12 protein-coding genes are annotated in these 18,396 nt (G+C 33.5%); all 12 read left to right on the top strand.

All coding sequences use genetic code 11. The annotated features are described in order from the left end of the window. Window positions 1-28: 28 nt before the first annotated feature. Window positions 29-313, top strand: coding sequence for a WXG100 family type VII secretion target (locus CLOLE_RS18740; protein ID WP_013658692.1), 285 nt, complete (start codon window positions 29-31; stop codon window positions 311-313). Window positions 314-325: 12 nt separating this feature from the next. Then, on the top strand, window positions 326-2,584 hold the full coding sequence (locus CLOLE_RS18735) for an NlpC/P60 family protein (RefSeq protein ID WP_013658691.1): 2,259 nt from the start codon (window positions 326-328) through the stop codon (window positions 2,582-2,584). A gap of 54 nt (window positions 2,585-2,638) precedes the next feature. Beyond that, window positions 2,639-3,868, top strand: a complete 1,230-nt coding sequence (locus CLOLE_RS23450; RefSeq protein ID WP_013658690.1) for a hypothetical protein — start codon at window positions 2,639-2,641, stop codon at window positions 3,866-3,868. 100 nt (window positions 3,869-3,968) lie between these two features. Then, window positions 3,969-4,796 carry a stalk domain-containing protein gene (locus tag CLOLE_RS18725; protein WP_013658689.1) on the top strand — a complete coding sequence of 276 codons (828 nt, stop codon included), beginning with the start codon at window positions 3,969-3,971 and terminating at the stop codon, window positions 4,794-4,796. A gap of 12 nt (window positions 4,797-4,808) precedes the next feature. Then, complete coding sequence (locus CLOLE_RS18720; RefSeq protein WP_013658688.1) at window positions 4,809-7,343, top strand: hypothetical protein; 2,535 nt, start codon at window positions 4,809-4,811, stop codon at window positions 7,341-7,343. Window positions 7,344-7,619: 276 nt separating this feature from the next. Beyond that, window positions 7,620-7,904: a WXG100 family type VII secretion target gene (locus tag CLOLE_RS18715; RefSeq protein WP_013658687.1), complete on the top strand. Its 285-nt coding sequence runs from the start codon at window positions 7,620-7,622 to the stop codon at window positions 7,902-7,904. Window positions 7,905-7,916: 12 nt separating this feature from the next. After that, a complete protein-coding gene (locus CLOLE_RS23860) occupies window positions 7,917-10,550 on the top strand; it encodes a C40 family peptidase (protein WP_013658686.1) in 2,634 nt (877 codons plus the stop codon). Beyond that, on the top strand, window positions 10,540-12,063 hold the full coding sequence (locus CLOLE_RS22140; RefSeq protein WP_013658685.1) for a WG repeat-containing protein: 1,524 nt from the start codon (window positions 10,540-10,542) through the stop codon (window positions 12,061-12,063). Before CLOLE_RS23860 ends, CLOLE_RS22140 begins: the two co-directional genes overlap by 11 nt. 144 nt (window positions 12,064-12,207) lie before the next feature. Next, window positions 12,208-13,020: a copper amine oxidase N-terminal domain-containing protein gene (locus tag CLOLE_RS22135; RefSeq protein WP_013658684.1), complete on the top strand. Its 813-nt coding sequence runs from the start codon at window positions 12,208-12,210 to the stop codon at window positions 13,018-13,020. Between the two features lie 21 nt (window positions 13,021-13,041). Next, on the top strand, window positions 13,042-15,699 hold the full coding sequence (locus CLOLE_RS22130; RefSeq protein WP_013658683.1) for a hypothetical protein: 2,658 nt from the start codon (window positions 13,042-13,044) through the stop codon (window positions 15,697-15,699). Between the two features lie 169 nt (window positions 15,700-15,868). Further along, entirely contained in the window at window positions 15,869-16,648 is a 780-nt protein-coding gene (locus CLOLE_RS18690) for a hypothetical protein (protein ID WP_013658682.1), read from the top strand. Next, window positions 16,648-18,387 carry a lipase class 3 gene (locus tag CLOLE_RS18685; RefSeq protein ID WP_013658681.1) on the top strand — a complete coding sequence of 580 codons (1,740 nt, stop codon included), beginning with the start codon at window positions 16,648-16,650 and terminating at the stop codon, window positions 18,385-18,387. Before CLOLE_RS18690 ends, CLOLE_RS18685 begins: the two co-directional genes overlap by 1 nt. Window positions 18,388-18,396: the final 9 nt, after the last annotated feature.

Here is an 18,396-nt window from a genome sequence, read left to right as displayed (position 1 = left end):
AAGAGAAAACATTGAGGAGGGGAAATCGATGTCATCATCATCTTTAGCGAGTAAGATTCAAGAAACTTCTAGTAGTTTAAAGAATAACACTAGACAAATGAGAGCAGATGTAGAAGTTGCCAAAAAGAACTGGAATGGAAGTAGTTATGATAATTTTAGAGCCTCTTATAGTGAACTTGAAAAGAAATTTTTAGCATTAAATAGTAATTGGGGAAATGTAGCAAGTCAATTAAATAGTTTATCGAGAGCAATAGAAGAAGCAGAGAGAGAAAAAAGAGCTAAATTAGCCGAAGCTAGGAGAAAAAACAAGTAAGGGGAGGCTTTTATGCCAGGAGAATTACAGGTTGAAACTGATGAATTAAGTGAATTATCAAGGAAGACAGATAGATGCTATAGAAACGTGTGCTCAAACTATAAAAGAGATATCAATAGTATTAAAAGAGAAATGGAAAATATTATATCTAGATATAATGAATATGGAAGTGTAGTAAGTTGTGCTAGGGGAATATTATCTAGTTTAAAGGAAATAGAGTATAAAACAGAGGGTATAGAGGAAAATAGTCAGCGTCTTGTGACTAATACTAAGCAGGCTGTAGCTTTGTATAAAGAAAGTGAGTATATATCTAAAGCTGTCCTTGATAAAGGAAGATTAAGTTTTGGTAAGTCTATTAAATTTTCAGGAAGTATTGGTAGTAGTAATATTTCATTTAAAGCGAGTAATGAATTAGGTGAGAAGAGTCAAGAATGGGAAGGAGAACTCCGAATAGTTGGAGGTAACCAAGCAGAAAAGTTTGCAAGAAGTGAATCAGACAGCGCTTATTTAGAAGGTGGTATTTTATACGAAAGTATAGATGGAAAAATATATAAAAATGGAGAGTTAGTAGCGGAAAAAGATTATAAATATATTCCGCATGAAGTAGGTGGTTTACGTGCCACAGATGGAAATGGTACTCTTGCAAGAGCTTATGTAGAAAACAAAACAGTTTATGAGCAAATAGGCAAGCAAATTTACAAGAATGGTGTACTAGTACCAGAAGAAAACTATAAATATGTACCGAAAGAGATTGGGGGAATAAGGGAGACGATTGGAAGAGGAAGTTATGTTATAGTATCTCAAACATATGTAGAAGGAGATAATATATATCAGCGTATAGGAGGAATTATTTATAAAAATGGTAAGGAGATAGCTGTAGATGATTATAAATATATCCCAGTAGAAATAGGAGGACTTCGTGAAGTAGACGGTAAAGGAAGCTTTGCCCAAGGTTATAAAGAAGGTGGAAATACTTATGTAAAGATAGGAGATGTTATCTATAAAAATGGTAAGGAAGTGTCTAAAAATGATTATAAGTATGTACCACAGGAAATAGGAGGACTAAGAGAGACTGTTGGTGGTGGAAATTATATAACGAGTGAATTAGTGGATCTAGTAACAAATATAGGAAAAGAAATAGGTGGTACTGCTGTAACATTAGAGGGAGAAGAACTAGCTGATTATTGGAGAAATGAACTTGTTGAGTTTGCTGAGTTGTTTAAAGGGAAGATTCCATATCAGTATGGTGGAGAGGGAATACAAATATTAGATCCTAAAAACCCGCCTAAAAATATGGATTGTTCAGCTTTTGTTGCATCGATATATCTAACAAAATTTGGGATTAAATTACCTAGAACTACCAAGGAACAAATTAAAGAAGGAATCGAAGTAAGTAAAGAAGAACTTAAAATAGGAGACTTGATTTTCTTTGATTGGAAAGATCCAAATACAGGAAAAAGGGACGGAATAGTAGATCATGTAGGAATATATATTGGAAATGGACAATATATAGATGAAGGAGGAACTGGAGAAAAAGCTAATGTAAGAATTTGTAATCTATCAAATGCTTCTAGTTCAGTTTTGGCAGTAAGAAGAATTATACAGGATAATGGGACTATTTTAAATAATAAACTACCCGAAGTAAAGGGAGATGGTAAATCAGATATTACACCAATACAAAAGCTGGATAGTAGCAGTGAAATTGATAAAAAGTTATATGATACTAGCAAGGTATATGCCCATGAAGTTGATTTAGTAAACCAAATAACATCAGTTAATAAAGAAAAATTCAAATGGGATATTGATAACTTTAAAAGAATATATCAGGGTAACAAAGAAACGTATGAAAGGATATCTGAAAAAACAGGTATACCACCAGAATTAATTGCTGCGTTACATTATCGAGAATCAGGTTGTAATTTTAATACATATTTACATAATGGGCAAAAACTTGGGAAAACAACTACTATAGTACCTAAGGGCATATATTTTGAAGATTTTACAGAAGCAGCAATAGATGCACTATCACGGAAATCGAGTGTTAGAGATGAATTTCAATTAACTTTTGATTGTAATGATATAGCAAAAATGATGGCATTTGCTGAACGCTATAATGGATTGGGATACTATAACAAGAAAAGAGTTAGCCCATATGTTTATAGCGGAACTAACGTATACACTGGAGGAAAATATGTTTCAGACGGTGTGTATGATTCCAATACTGTAGATAAGCAACCCGGGGTATATATACTTATAGATGCAATAAAGTGATGACTTATATTAATTAAAAGATAACTCAGTTTACATTTAATGGGGAGGATATTTATGAAAAAATTTTTATTTTCAATAGGACTAGTATTTATTGTTGGATGTAGTCAGTCAAATAATGAATTAAATCCAGTTAAACAAAATCAGACCAAGCAGCAAGAGGTAACACATTCAATTAGTTCAAATATAGATGAGGGGGAGAAAGGAAATACAAAAAGAAATCCATTTTTCTTTGAAGAAGATATTTCATATGTAAAGTATAACGGACAGTTTTTATTTGATGATATTATCAATGATTCCGTAAGGTTGGGTATTAATAAAATAGCTCAGCTTAATGATGGGGAGTTATACGAATTAAAGTTACAAGCAATTGAAGGGGTGCCTGATGATCGTTTAAGTTTAGGCTATCTTTATGTTCAAGAAGATAAAATCTATAAGATAGCATACGGAGATGAAAAAATTAAGCAATTTATTTCAAGTGAAGAGATACCGGAGGGCAGTGCAATTATTTGCCAAGATGATGAAATAAAAGATGACCTAGCTAAAGGAGAGGCTGGTTGGCACCACTATTTAACGATAGATGGTGATAAGTGTGAATATCATTCCTATAGTAATTTAATTGAGACAGATTACTATGAATCATTTACATGGGAAAAAGGTAAAGGGTTGATCAATTATCGTAGTGGATTTGGGGCTGAAAGAGATGCGATTGAACTGAAGAAAATAGAAGATAGTACCATTAACGAAAACAATACAATAAATAGTAAAGTGGTAGAACAACAGAAGCAAGAGGTGAACGATAAAAATAGTAAAGGAGAGGAAAATATGAATGAAAATTTAGTAGGAGAAAGTGTTACATATAGAAATGAAAAAATGGGATTTTCAATAGAGCTCCCAAAAACTTGGGAAGGAAAATATATAGTTACTGAAGGTGAATTTGGACTAAGTCTTGAGCATAATGTTAATGGTGAAAAAGGAGATAAATTAATAACAATAGGTATTTACGATACAGAACAACAATGGCTTGCAGATGGTGGGGATGATGTTGTAATGTCATATTTAAAATTAGGAATAAGAAATGGCTTAGTTTTTGTATACCAGTTACCTAGTGAAAGTAATTATGATATGGAGACAGATAAGGGAAAATTCGCTTATGAAGAATATATAGAGTTACAAGAGGATATAGAAGATATAATAGGTAGTTTTAAATTTCTAGATGGAGATTATTCTCATATCAACGTAGCATGGTATGAAAATAAGATGCAGGAAATAGAGAAAGAAAGATAGGGTTAAAGTTAAAAATGGATAGTAATGTAGGGCATAAATGAAGAAAGTTTATGATCGTTATTGAAGGGAAATAGATATAAATAAAAGGGAGATAATGAATATGAAAAAAGGATTATTAAAATGGTTAGCAGTCATGATGATGGCAATGCTATGTATGCCACAAGTATTTGCACTATCAGAGATACGTGTAAGGGTTAATGGAGCACAAGTGTATTTTCCAGATGGAAAGCCTTATGTGGATAGTAATAGTAGAGTATTAGTGCCAGTTAGGTTTGTAAGTGAACAGTTAGGAGCAAAGGTAGAGTGGGACGCAGCAGCAAAAAGGGTAACGATTCTAGATGGGGATAAAGTAGTCATATTACACATTAATTCAAAGCAAATTATGGTGGATGGACAAGTTAAAGAATTAGATACAGCAGCTATTGTAAAAGGAACAAGAACTTATGTACCAATAAGATTTGTAAGTGAAGCATTAGGAGCAACGGTTAAATGGGATAATAAGGTAAGAATTGTGTACATAGATAATGGAAAAGAGCCATTGCCAGAAGTAAAAGTTTGTACATCAGGTAATTTTAATATCCCAATTACTAATGGGACAAAGGTGAATAAGATAGGAGATTCATGGTATATACAAACTAAAAATCTTTCTGATATATGGTTTAATGAGGAGTGGGCATCCAAAGGAAATATGTCAATTTTAGTTACTCAGGGTTTAAAGGTAGACTATGGAGTACAATGTGATGAGATAGAAGCATTATTAGCACAAGATATGAGTGTAAGTGAAGCAAAAAAAATAATAGATTATGTAAGAACTAAGAAAGAGATGTATCAAAATCTTCCTGCTAAGACATTTAATACTGCCAACTATACTGTTAAGGTTGAATCAAATAGTAGCGAGTCCACTGAAATTCGTGTGATTCATAAGTAGGAGGAGTAATAAATGAAAAGATATATTATATGCTTACTAACTGTAGCTTTAATGTGCATAAATTTAAATAGTACGGTATATGCAGAAGGTATATCAAAGGAGGAGTTGCTAAATAGACTTAATAAAGATATGAAAAATATTTATGATTACAAGGTTGATTATTATACAGAAAGCTGCGATGAAGGAGATATTAATTTTTATTATAAAAATCAGATTAGAGGAGGAGAAAGTATTTACTCTTATATACCAGCTTATGGTGGTCAATTTGGTAATACAGATGAAATAGCTAATGAGAATGAATTTTTAGGAAGAATGCCCTCAGGACAAGCAGTACCAAATCCTCAATTTGGATGGAATATAGGTTGGGATGCAGTTAGAATATCTAAGTGGGGAGTAGCTGAGCCTTGGCAGTATAATTCTAGTAGACGTACTAATTATATAAATAAAATTATAAACAGTGATAAGTACGGTATTGATACATTAGAACAAGCTATACAGTTAGGAGTTGATATGGTTTATGGGGGAAAAAGATACTCACAAATAAAAGCTAAGGATTGTAACATCAGTGTTAATGGGAATCCTATTGTTCATGAGGGAGGTAAGAAGCCAGAGTGTAATTGGATTAATTATGTGCATATAGTAATCCCACCCACAGAAACGACTTGGGGGCAAGGACGTATTTATAAGGAAAATGGTAATTATATGGGAATCCCTATTGCAGCTTTTGAATTAATAGGACCTAATTTAACAGTAACTTTAGAATGTGCACAGGCAGAAGGGGCTGGTGTAAGAAATGATGATGTAGTAAAAGCATCAGCTATAGTTAAATCTACATTTGATGAAAATGTTGACACTACCTATAAATGGACCGTTAAGGGAAATACAACAGGTACTATGTATCAACAGAAAGAAGAAAGTGCATGCAAGTTTACAGGGTATGGGGAAGGTGCGAGTCAAGGAAGTACTACTATACCATCTGAGGGTTCAGAATTTGATGCGGTATTTGACTTAGAGTTTATCATGCCAAGAGAACCAGTTACCATTACTTTTGAGATTAATCCAAGTAAGAACCCTGAAGAAAGTATTTATACAGATAATAAAGATAGTGAGAGCATATCTTGGATTCGCTATGATATTGCAAAAGCTAACTATACCCTCTATTATGATGAGCTTACTAAAGAATTAGAACATGAGTTAGCGGGTGGAGGGATTCCTGGAAGCGTACAATCACCTAATAAAAGCCTTTGGAGTTGGGATGGTAATTTAACAGGAGCATTAAATGTGGATATAGAAGATAACGACGGTGCATTATCAGATGCAAAGGTAAAGGATGATACGAACCCTCCGGTGGATGAAGCAGCAGAGTCTGTTACTAGAAGTCCGATTATACAAGGTGTTATTAAGAGGGAGGAGTATGGAGATTTCTATCTACCTAATCTTTCTAATCCTATACGTGAGATGATAGTTTTCTATGAGGGTGATGTTAAGAGGGACTATGACTATCATACTTCTCATAGTGTCTATTGTTGTGAAAATGAGGATGGTTCTAGCCATTATTATGATTGTAGTGGTTGTAGTACCTATTATGGTTCAGGAACTCAAAATGGTATATTCCAGCCGGGGGAAGATCGTATTAGTATAACAACGCAAGTATATAATGGCAGAAAACCTATGCCCAGCGTAGAAGCACGTCATTTTAAAAAGGAAATAGATGATAATACACACGATTCTTTAAACAAGACTATTTGGTGGGAAAGTGATGAATATGAGATGTTTGTGCAAAGATGGATGAAGAATGTATTTGCTACAGGAGATATGACCTATGAAGCAATACAGGGACAGCATGAACGTATCTTTACTCAGCAAAATAAAGCAATGATTGAGTGGGGTATTAATCAGAGTATGAGTAGTATTTATGAGGAGGACTTAAATAGTGCTAAGAGAAAGAGTACTAATAAATTAGATTATCCTCACGTACCTTTTGCAACAGATAGAGATCTACAACGCCAATACAAGTATCCTTTTAAATCTGGCTACTACTTTAATCCAGCAGGAGAGTATACACTTACCATACGTACAGAAATCTATAAAGATGAAGCTAAGGAAACCCAGGAACACAAAGATCTTGTAGATAAAGTGCTACAAAGTTTTAATTATGGATCTAACATGACCTATATAGATAAGGGCTCTCAGTACCAATTAAAGTTAGAAATAGATGACCCCACAGCATCAATAGCAGCAGAAGGTCTATTAGGTATACAAAGAGATTATACTTATGTAACAGAATATGAAGTACCATATAGCCCAGATGCAGCAGGTTTTACGCATACTTATTTTAAAGAAATATTAGAAGGCTATGAGGAATCCAATACACAAAATAGTAAAGATGAGTATAAGTATAGAGAGTACATACAAGAGGGTCAATATATTTGTAAGGTAGTAGAAGAAACTTTAGTAACCATAACGGTGAATCCAGATAATCAAAAGTGTTATACCTTTGGTGGTATGAAAAATGGCAAGTATTATATGACAGCATGGTTAAAATGATGTAGATGTATCAAGTATTACGAATGTACCAGGAATGACACTCAAAGGTGTTAATACAGAAAAGCAACTAGATGAGATAGCACTTCAAGTTCATGGTTCTATGTATGATGACCTTAATAATTAACTAAATATAGCTACTAGACAGAAGAGATGAAGGGACTATAGATGGGATGATTTACATATAGTCTCTTTATGTTTTTCTTGTTAAAGAAGAGAAATATAAAAGGCACTATAATATAACATTACAAGAGAATAATGATTGAGGAGGGGAGATTGATGTCAGCATCATCTTTAGTAAGTAAAGTTCAGCAAACTTCAAGTACCTTGCAAAGTAGCAGTAGGCAGATGAAAGCAGATGTGGAAGCCGTCAAAAAGAACTGGAGTGGAAGCAGTTATGATAATTTTAGAGCTTCATATTGTGAACTAGAAAAGAAATTTTCAACATTAAACAGTAGCTGGAGAAATGTAGCAAGTCAATTAAATAGTTTATCAGGAGCAGTAGAAGTAGCAGAGAGAGATAAAAAAGCTAAGTTAGCAGCAGCTAAAAGTAAAAATAAGTAAGGGGGGATTTTTATGCCAGATGAATTAAGGGTTGAGACTGATGAACTAAGTGAGCTATCAAGGAATATAGATAGATGCTATAGAAATGTATGTTCGAGCTATAAGAGAGATATCAATAGTATTAAGAGAGAGATGGAAAATATTATATCTAGATATAGTGACTATGGAAGTGTAGTAAGTTCTGCTAGGGGAATATTATCTAGTTTAAAGGATATAGAGCATAAAATGGGAAGTGTAGAGGAGCATAGCCAGAGACTTGTGACTAATACTAAGCAGGCTGCAACTTTGTATAAAGAAAGCGAGTATATGTCTAAAGGTGTCCTTGATAAAGGAAGATTAAGTGTTGGTAAGACTATTAAATTTCCAGGAAGTATTGGTAGTAGTAATATTTCATTTAAAGCGAGTAATGAATTAGGCGAGAAGAGTCAAGAATGGGAAGAAGAATTTCTACTAATTGGAGGTAATCAAGCAGAAAAGTTTGCAAGAAGTGAATCGGACATAGCTTATTTAGAAGGTGGTATTTTATACGAAAGTATAGATGGAAAAATATATAAAAATGGAGAGTTAGTAGCGGAAAAAGATTATAAATATATTCCGCATGAAGTAGGTGGTTTACGTGCCACAGATGGAAATGGTACTTTTGCAAGAGCTTATGTAGAAAACAAAACAGTTTATGAGCAAATAGGAAAGCAAATATATAAGAATGGTGTACTAATACCAGAAGAAAACTATAAATATGTACCAAAAGAGATTGGGGGAATAAGGGACACGATCGGAAAAGGAAGTTATGTTATAGTATCTCAAACATATGTAGAAGGAGATACCATATATCAGCGCATAGGAGGAATTATTTATAAAAACGGTAAGGTGATAACTGCAGATGATTATAAATATATCCCAGTAGAAATAGGTGGAATAAGAGAGATAGAAGGTAATGGTAACTTTGCACAGGGATATAAAGAAGGGGAATATACATACATTAAGATAGGAGATATTATTTATAAAAATGGTAAGAAAGTGTCTAAAAATGATTATAAGTATGTACCACAGGAAATAGGTGGACTAAGAGAGAATGTTGGTGGTGGAAATTATATAACGAATGAATTAGTGGATCTAGTAACAAGTATAGGAAAAGAAATAGGTGATACTACTTTAGCATTAGAGGGAGAAGAACTAGCTGATTATTGGAGAGAAAAACTTGCAGAGGAGGCCAAATACTGGGTGGGAAAGATACCGTACTGTATAGATAGCGTAATAACTACCCAAATATTAGATAAAAATAATGCACCACCATACATGGATTGTTCGGATTTTACAAGTTCAGTGTATAAGACCATTTTCGGAATAGATATTGGGCCTAATTGTAGTACTCAGGTAGGTAGAGGTAAATCAGTAGAAAAGGAAGAGTTAAAGATAGGTGATTTAATATTTTTTGATACAAATGGTATTAATAATAAACAGACAACTCATGTAGGGATATATATTGGAAATGGACAATTCGTTCATGAGGGCGGAGAGAATAGCAACCCAAATACTCTTAAAAGTGGGGAAAATGTAAAGATTGGAGATTTAAATAACAGTTATTGGGCGCCTAAGTATGTTAAGGCTGTTAGAATCATACAGGATGATGGAAATATTATAAATACCACTTCTACTAAATTGCCATCGATAATTATAGAAAATGAAAATACAAGTACTTCTAATAATGTAGTACAGGGTACATATAATGGCCTATCAGATGAAAATGAAGCAATAAAAAGGTTCTTAAAGATCACTATCAAAAATGAAGGAAAGGATAAATTTTATAACGTATCTAATCCAGGTGATGGTCAAGCTGTTTCATTTGGATTTAATCAATGGTGTATTGGGCAAGGGTCGTTTCAATCCCTATTCAAAGCGTATGATAAACAGTATCCAGGCAAGTTGGAAAAACTCATAGGACAAGACATGGCAAAACAACTAAAAAATAATGTCATCTATGCTTCTACAGCTGAGGGGACAAAATGGGCAAAGATAAATATGAGTGCTGGAGAGTATGGAGTTAACAAGAAATGGACAGAAGCATTACAAAAAATAGGAAATGATATTGATATGCAGAAAGTACAAACACAAAAAGCAATTAATGATGCGATTCTACCAGCAATTAATGATTTGGATTCATTTGGAATTGAATTATCTGATAGATTTATATATGTAATGAATGACCTAAGAGTACAGGGAGGTTCTTTATATCCCAGTGTCCCTAGAAACATAGAGGGTGTAAATGTAAAATTAGACAAAGAATATTATTTATCTAAAATAAATGAGAGCATGACATCTGAAGAAAAGTTAGTACAGATTGTATGTGCAAGAGCTAGTGGGTGCAATGCAGAATGGGAAAGAAATTTTGCAGTAAGAAAAATACCTTATATTACTGGATATGGTTACACTACCTATGGTGAAGATAAGGCCTTAAGAGGGAATACACGTTTTTATTTAAACCCAGATGAAATATTAGATAAAAAATTAGGAGCTAAATTAGGATATAAAAATTGGGAAAGTGACTTAACTAGGAGTATGGGGTTTAAGGATGAGGTACTAAATAAACAAGAATTAATACAAGCACTAACTGTAGATAATGTATGGAGGATATTAAATGAAATTTAAGGAGACTAAAGTAACTCAATTATTAATGAGCATTATAATTGTAACAATCGTGTTATTAGCTGGATGTGGTATAGCTAAGTCAAGTGTAAATGAAGCTACAATTATGGATAATAGTGAAGATAAATCTGATATAAATAAAACTACAGCTATGGAAAGTGATGAGGATAAGGTTGGAGTAAATCAACCTATAGTTACAGATGCAAATAATGAAAAATATCTCTATTTAATTAAAGATAACAATAAGTATGGTTTTATAGATGAAAATGGAAACACTATAGTTGAACCACAATATGAATATGCAAGTGATTTTTCACAAGGGTATGCTGTAATTAGTTATCAGGGTTCATATGGGTATATTGATGGCTTGGGTCAAGTGGTAATTCAGCCTCAATATGAGCTTGCTTTAAATTTCAGTGAGGGACTAGCAACAGTTCAGATTAATGGTAAATGGGGATATATAAATGAAGAAGGGAAACTAGCAATTGAACCCCAATTTGATTCAGCCGAGTCTTTCAGTGAGGGAAAGGCTGCTGTAAGTGTAGGGCGCAAAATACAATATATTAATAAAAAGGGAGAAAAAATTATAGAAGTCATTGGGGAGGTAGGATTTGAATTTAAGGAAAGTTATGCAGTAATTGAAAATGCCGTTAGTGGTAAAGTATATAGTCAATTTATTAATGAGAAGGGAGAATTTGTATTTCAAAAATATGGTGCAGCAGATAGCTTTTCAGATGGATTAGCGGTAGTTATGACAGGAGATAGATATGAAGGTGAAGACAATTTATATGGCTATATTAATGGTAGTGGAAATATAGTAATAGAACAACAATTTGTAGGAGCAATGAGTTTCTCAGAAGGAGTAGCTGCTATTTATGATGGTGTGAATTGGAGGTATATTAATCAACAAAAAGAAAATATTTTTGATAGAACATTCGAATCAGCGCAGAGTTTTTCTGAGGGACTAGCTGGTGTGAGGCAAGACGGTAAATGGGGGTTTATCAATAAGTCTGGTGAAGATGTTATTAAGGCACAATATGACAATGTAGAAGCATTTAAGCACGGATTAGCAAAAGTATTAAAAAATGGTAAGTGGATGTATATTGACACAGATAATAAGTGTATTTGGGAGCAGAAGTTACTAGAAAAAGATACATATAAGCAAGCAGAAGAAATATATACTAGTTCGTTATTGAAATTTCAAATTATTATCCCAAATAGTTGGGAAGGCTTGTATAAAGTCAAAGAAAATAATGAAGGGGTAGAGTTTTTATATTCAATTGATAAAAAAACATACAACTTATTTTTAATAAGCACATTAAACATGGATGAATGGAAAACGACAGAACAATATATGTATACATATTTGGGGGAACGAGGAGATACAGTTTATGTATCTCAGTGCTTTGAAGGTGAATATAGCAATGAGACAGAAAAGGGTAAACGTATAGGAGAAAAGATTGATGAGCTAAGACAAGCATTTTCTATAGAAAAGAACTTTAGAATAATAGATTAACTTCAAGTGGAAATAAGAAATATTACCATTGTATGAAGATGTATGAGCTTATTATCTTATGCTATATCTATAAATTATAAACAAAAACACTTATATGATATAAAATTGATTAAAAAATAATCAGATAGCAAAGGGAGATTAAAAATGAAAAAAAGAATATTAAAAAGTCTAGCTGTAATAATGTTAATGATGATGTGCATGCCACAAGTATTTGCACTATCAGAGATACGTGTAAGAGTTAATGGAACACAAGTATATTTTCCAGATGGAAAGCCTTATGTGGATAGTAATAGTAGAGTATTAGTGCCAGTTAGGTTTGTAAGTGAACAGTTAGGAGCTAAGGTAGAATGGGACTCAGCAGCAAAAAGGGTAACGATTCTAGATGGAGATAAAGTAGTCATATTACACATTAATTCAAAGCAAATTATGGTGGATGGACAAGTTAAAGAATTAGATACAGCAGCTATTGTAAAAGGAACAAGAACTTATGTACCAATAAGGTTTGTAAGCGAAGCATTAGGAGCAACGGTTAAATGGGATAATAAGGTAAGAATCGTGTACATAGATAATGGAAAGGCACCACTTCCTGAGGTGAAAGTGTTTGAGGCAGGACCATTTACAGTACCTATTACTGCAGATTCTAGAGTGACTAAAACACAATCTGCGTCAAAAATAACAACAGAGAGTTTAATGCAAGTGTATACCGATACATCAGATGGAATTATTATATTAGTAACACAAGGGATGAAAGTGGATTATAGCATTCAGTGTGATGCGGCAGAGGAGCTATTACAGCAAGTATTAAGTCCAAGTGAAGCAAAGAGAATAATAGATTTTGCTAGAACTAAAAAAAGTATTAGAGATAAAATTGGAGAAAAAACTTTTGATACAGAAAATTATATTTTTGAGGTAAGTGGTGATAGTAGATCAGTAAATATTCGAGTGTATAAGAAATAAATTATTAAAGAGGAAATGATTATGAAAAAATGGTTAAAGTATCTAATAGTAAGTAGTTTAGTACTTCAAAATCTTCATACCTCAATAATGGCATCCACCTTAACTGATGAACAAGAGACAGTAAGGCAAAAGTTTAATCAAGATATGGCACAAATATATGGATTAGGGGATGAAGAGTATCCTTTGAGAATAGGTGAGTATGGGGACTTACACGTTTATGATAAGGGGTATGGTAGTACAAAAGAAGAGACCTATATGTTGGCTTATGGAAATATGTCTGGAGGGGATGATAGAGGAGAAAAAGAATTTCTTGGAAAAAATAGTGAAGGGGATTTAGTACCTAACCCACAGTATCGATGGAAGGTAGGGTGGGATGGAAAGGTAATTTCTAAATGGGGAGATCATAAACCTTGGATGAAGTCATATTGTGATCAATCAGTTTTTGATATGGCTAGTTTTGATATACCAGGAATTGGAGATAATGTTACGTTGGAAGAAGCCATTCAAGTAGGCGTAGATATAGCTTATGGAGGTAAAAAATATAAAGATGTAAAACAACCAGATGCTCCTAACTATAGTGATAGGAATTATCCTTTGCATAATGTAGGAGATAAACCTAATGGCGGTTGGATTGAATATGTACATATTATTACCCCACCTACACAAGATACTTGGGGACAAGGACGTTTATATAAGGGAGGTAGGTATTATATGGGTGTCCCTATAGCTCCATTTAGTTTAATAGGACCTAATTTAACAGTAACTTTAGAATGTGCACAGGCAGAAGGCGCAGGTGTAAGAAATGATGATGTAGTAAAAGCATCAGCTATAGTTAAATCTACATTTGATGAAAATGTCGATACTACCTATAAATGGACCGTTAAGGGAAATACAACAGGTACTATGTATCAACAGAAAGAAGAAAGTGCATGCAAGTTTACAGGGTATGGGGAAGGTGCGAGTCAAGGAAGTGCTACTATACCATCTGAAGGTTCGGAATTTGATGCGGTATTTGACCTAGAGTTTATCATGCCCAAAGAACCAGTCACTATTATTTTTGAGATTAATCCAAGTAAGAACCCTGAAGAAAGTATTTATACAGATAATAAAGATAGTGAGAGCATATCTTGGATTCGCTATGATATTGCAAAAGCTAACTATACCCTCTATTATGATGAGCTTACTAAAGAATTAGAACATGAGTTAGCGGGTGGAGGGATTCCTGGAAGCGTACAATCACCTAATAAAAGCCTTTGGAGATGGGAGGGTAATTTAACAGGAGCATTAAATGTGGATATAGAAGATAACGACGGTGCATTATCAGATGCAAAAGTAAAGGATGATACGAACCCTCCGGTGGATGAAGCAGCAGAGTCTGTTACGAGAAGTCCGATTATACAAGGTGTTATTAAGAGGGAGGAGTATGGAGATTTCTATCTACCTAATCTTTCTAATCCTATACGTGAGATGATAGTTTTCTATGAGGGTGATGTTAAGAGGGACTATGATTATCATACTTCTCATAGTGTCTATTGTTGTGAAAATGAGGATGGTTCTAGCCATTATTATGATTGTAGTGGTTGTAGTACCTATTATGGTTCAGGAACTCAAAATGGTATATTCCAGCCGGGGGAAGATCGTATTAGTATAACAACGCAAGTATATAATGGCAGAAAACCTATGCCCAGCGTAGAAGCACGTCATTTTAAAAAGGAAATAGATGATAATACACACGATTCTTTAAACAAGACTATTTGGTGGGAAAGTGATGAATATGAGATGTTTGTGCAAAGATGGATGAAGAATGTATTTGCTACAGGAGATATGACCTATGAAGCAATACAGGGACAGCATGAACGTATCTTTACTCAGCAAAATAAAGCAATGATTGAGTGGGGTATTAATCAGAGTATGAGTAGTATTTATGAGGAGGACTTAAATAGTGCTAAGAGAAAGAGTACTAATAAATTAGATTATCCTCACGTACCTTTTGCAACAGATAGAGATCTACAACGCCAATACAAGTATCCTTTTAAATCTGGCTACTACTTTAATCCAGCAGGAGAGTATACACTTACCATACGTACAGAAATCTATAAAGATGAAGCTAAGGAAACCCAGGAACACAAAGATCTTGTAGATGAAGTGTTACAAAGTTTTAATTATGGATCTAACATGACCTATGTAGATAAGGGCTCTAACTATCAGTTGAAGTTACAAATAGATGATCCCACAGCAGCAACAGCAGCAGAAGGCCTATTAGGTATACAAAGAGATTATAATTATGTAACAGAATATGAAGTACCATATAGCCCAGATGCAGCAGGTTTTACGCATACTTATTTTAAAGAAATTTTAGAAGGCTATGAGGAATCCAATACACAAAATAGTAAAGATGAGTATAAGTATAGAGAGTACATACAAGAGGGTCAATATATTTGTAAGGTAGTAGAAGAAACTTTAGTAACCATAACGGTGAATCCAGATAATCAAAAGTGTTATACCTTTGGTGGTATGAAAAATGGCAAGTATTATATGACAGCATGGTTAAATGATGTAGATGTATCAAGTATTACGAATGTACCAGGAATGACACTCAAAGGTGTTAATACAGAAAAGCAACTGGATGAGATAGCACTTCAGGTTCATGGATCCATGTATGATGATTTAAATAATTAACTAAATATAGCTACTAAACAAAAAAGATGAAGGGACTATAGACAGGATGATTTGCTTGTAGTCCCTTATATTTTTAATAAGAAAAATATAAAAGACTCAATAATAAAACATAATATGGAGTATAAAGATAAAGGGATTTTAAAGGAATATGGATCAAGGGAGAAAAAGCATGAAGGCAAAAAGTAAAAGAATTATTATAGGGGCAATCATTGTAGGTTTAATCATTGTTGTAATCGTGCAACAGCAGAAGGCTAAAAACGAACAAAGAAAACAAGTAATGATAGAAAAAATGAGTAGTTATTTGAAAGATAAGTATAATGAAGAATTTGAATATGTAAGTAGTTATTCCTTTATAGGAGCAGGAGAATTACAAAAAACCTTTAGGGCAAAATTTCAGCCCATAGGTGAGCCGGACTTGAAGTTTAATTGTACAGATAATGGAAGTTTAGGGTTATCGGATGGCTTTTTAATTGTACTAGGGCGAAAGGTTATGCAACCCTATGGTGAGCAATTATGCAAGGAAGTATTTAAAAATGGAGAAAAATATTTAGTGTATGCGGAGGTTATACCTGATACAACGATTAGTTATAAAAAAAGGGCTACACTTCAAACTTTTATTGATAATCAGGATAAGAATAAAGTTTATTTTGACATAGTTGTAAGTCTTTACGGAGAATATGAAAAGGAAGAAATAAGAAAAAAAGTTTATGAAATAGGACAACTTATGAGGAAAGTGGGTATAAAAAAAAGACTAGAAGTTGTAGTTAAAGTATATGATGCTAATGCAGAATTTTTAAAGGATCAAGAGAGAAATTACGATAGAGAAGGTTTGATGTTTAAATGCATTTTAGACAGCGAATATAATGAAGATTTTTCGTTTGAGAATATAACGTTTGAAAATAGATTTATACTCAATGATTATAGTAAAGATAAAGGAGATGAGAAATAATGAAAGAGGCAATGGGAATTACAGAAATAAATGCAGAGGAATTTATGCCACAAATAGCCATTAGTCAGTTGGCATATAATCAAGTCGAGATAGAAAGTTTATTGAAAGATGGTAAATTCACTCAAGAAAACATAAATAAGTACATAACAAGCAGAGAAGAGTCTGATGATGAAGACATAAAACAGAAAGCAGCTATAGAACGTCAACTCTTTGATAAAGGAGCATTTGCTACTATTGAGGGTTATACCTATGTTACACAGGAGAGTAGTGAAAGTGGATTTGGAGCAATAGCTGTAAAATCTCCAGGGGGAAAAGTAATCATTGGTTATAGAGGGACGGACTTCCCGAATGGAGAAGAACTTCAAGAACTTATAAAAGAGTATACAAAATCAGGTGTATCTGAAAGGCAAACAGAGATAGGTGGTAAAGTAGGAGATGCTATAGCAGATGCACAGATTATATTAGGAGAACAAGAGATCACACAAATAAATGAAGCGATAGCGTTTGCAGAAAAGGTTTCAAAACAAACACATGTAAATATTCAGGAAATAACTACAACGGGACATTCTTTAGGAGGCGGTCTAGCGCAGAGTGTAGCTATCCAGTATGACCTAGAGGGATATACATTTAACGGGGTTGGTACGGTGCAAAACATGCTAGATGTAATTAAGAAGAATGGTAAGTCACTAGAAGATTATAATATAACCCATTTAGTTAATAATCGGGACATAGTAGGTCAAGCAGGAGAAAAAGCAGGTAAAGTCATTACTGTCATAGGAAGTAAAATGCAATCTGGGGCTTATGGTATAGAGATGACTAAAGAAGAATATGAAATCATAAACATTACAATGCCAGAAGCAATAAGTTTATTGAAAAAAATGAAATGGGATGAAAGTAAGGGGAAATATGTAATAGAGTGTGAGATAGGACTTGATTTTGAAACCCATAATTTGTATGACTTAATAGGTGATGATAAGAAGATTCAAGTAGATTCTTCAAATAAATCATATATTAGTAAATTTAAAAAGATTGCTAGTCAATATGTTCAAATTTCTAAGCTAGGTGAGATTGCCAGCCGACAGATAAAAGACTCTAAGCTGAGTTCTATGGTGGAATATTTTGAGAAGTTTGGGGCGCCGTTAAATCTAATGCCACCATATGATGTAAAGACACAAGCAACAGTAGGGGGCATCCTATGGTTACTACCAGGTGTAGCAAATGCATTTATAAGTAGTAATCAAGAACAAGAAATGCTTACTGCTATGAGACAAGAATTAGAGCAAATAAGGTTAGGTGCAGAACAGATACAGCAGGTTAGGGCCGCTATAAATAAGAGGAATCAGATAAAAATCACTAAAGGTTTTACACTTTATGCACCTAATGTAAGTGTTTCAGACTTTACAGATGAAGAGATTAATATAGATGTTTCATTAAGAGAGGTACAGGTCTTAAGAAGAAAAATAAGTAAAATGGGAGAAAAGTTGTTGAAAGGTTATACAAAAGAATTAAGTAATTGTACTTTAATTCATGAAGGTTTTAAGAGAACATATGCAGATTATCCTAGTGTGACATCTGCGTGTAATTTGGCAGAACGAGAGATAGATAGAGTAAATAAAAAACTTAAAAATATAGGTGAGATTGTACAAGCAAAGGCAGATGGTGTAGAAAAAGCATTAAAGCAATATTATGCAGATGAAATGGAATGTATAAGAATCTTACAAAGTAGCAGATGGGATTAGGGGGGTGAA

It is taken from the genome of Cellulosilyticum lentocellum DSM 5427 (genome assembly GCF_000178835.2).
In the GTDB taxonomy this organism is placed as follows: Bacteria; Bacillota; Clostridia; order Lachnospirales; family Cellulosilyticaceae; genus Cellulosilyticum; species Cellulosilyticum lentocellum.
The sequence above is the reverse complement of the archived record's forward strand: the minus strand, read 5'-3'. Positions and strand labels throughout refer to the sequence as shown.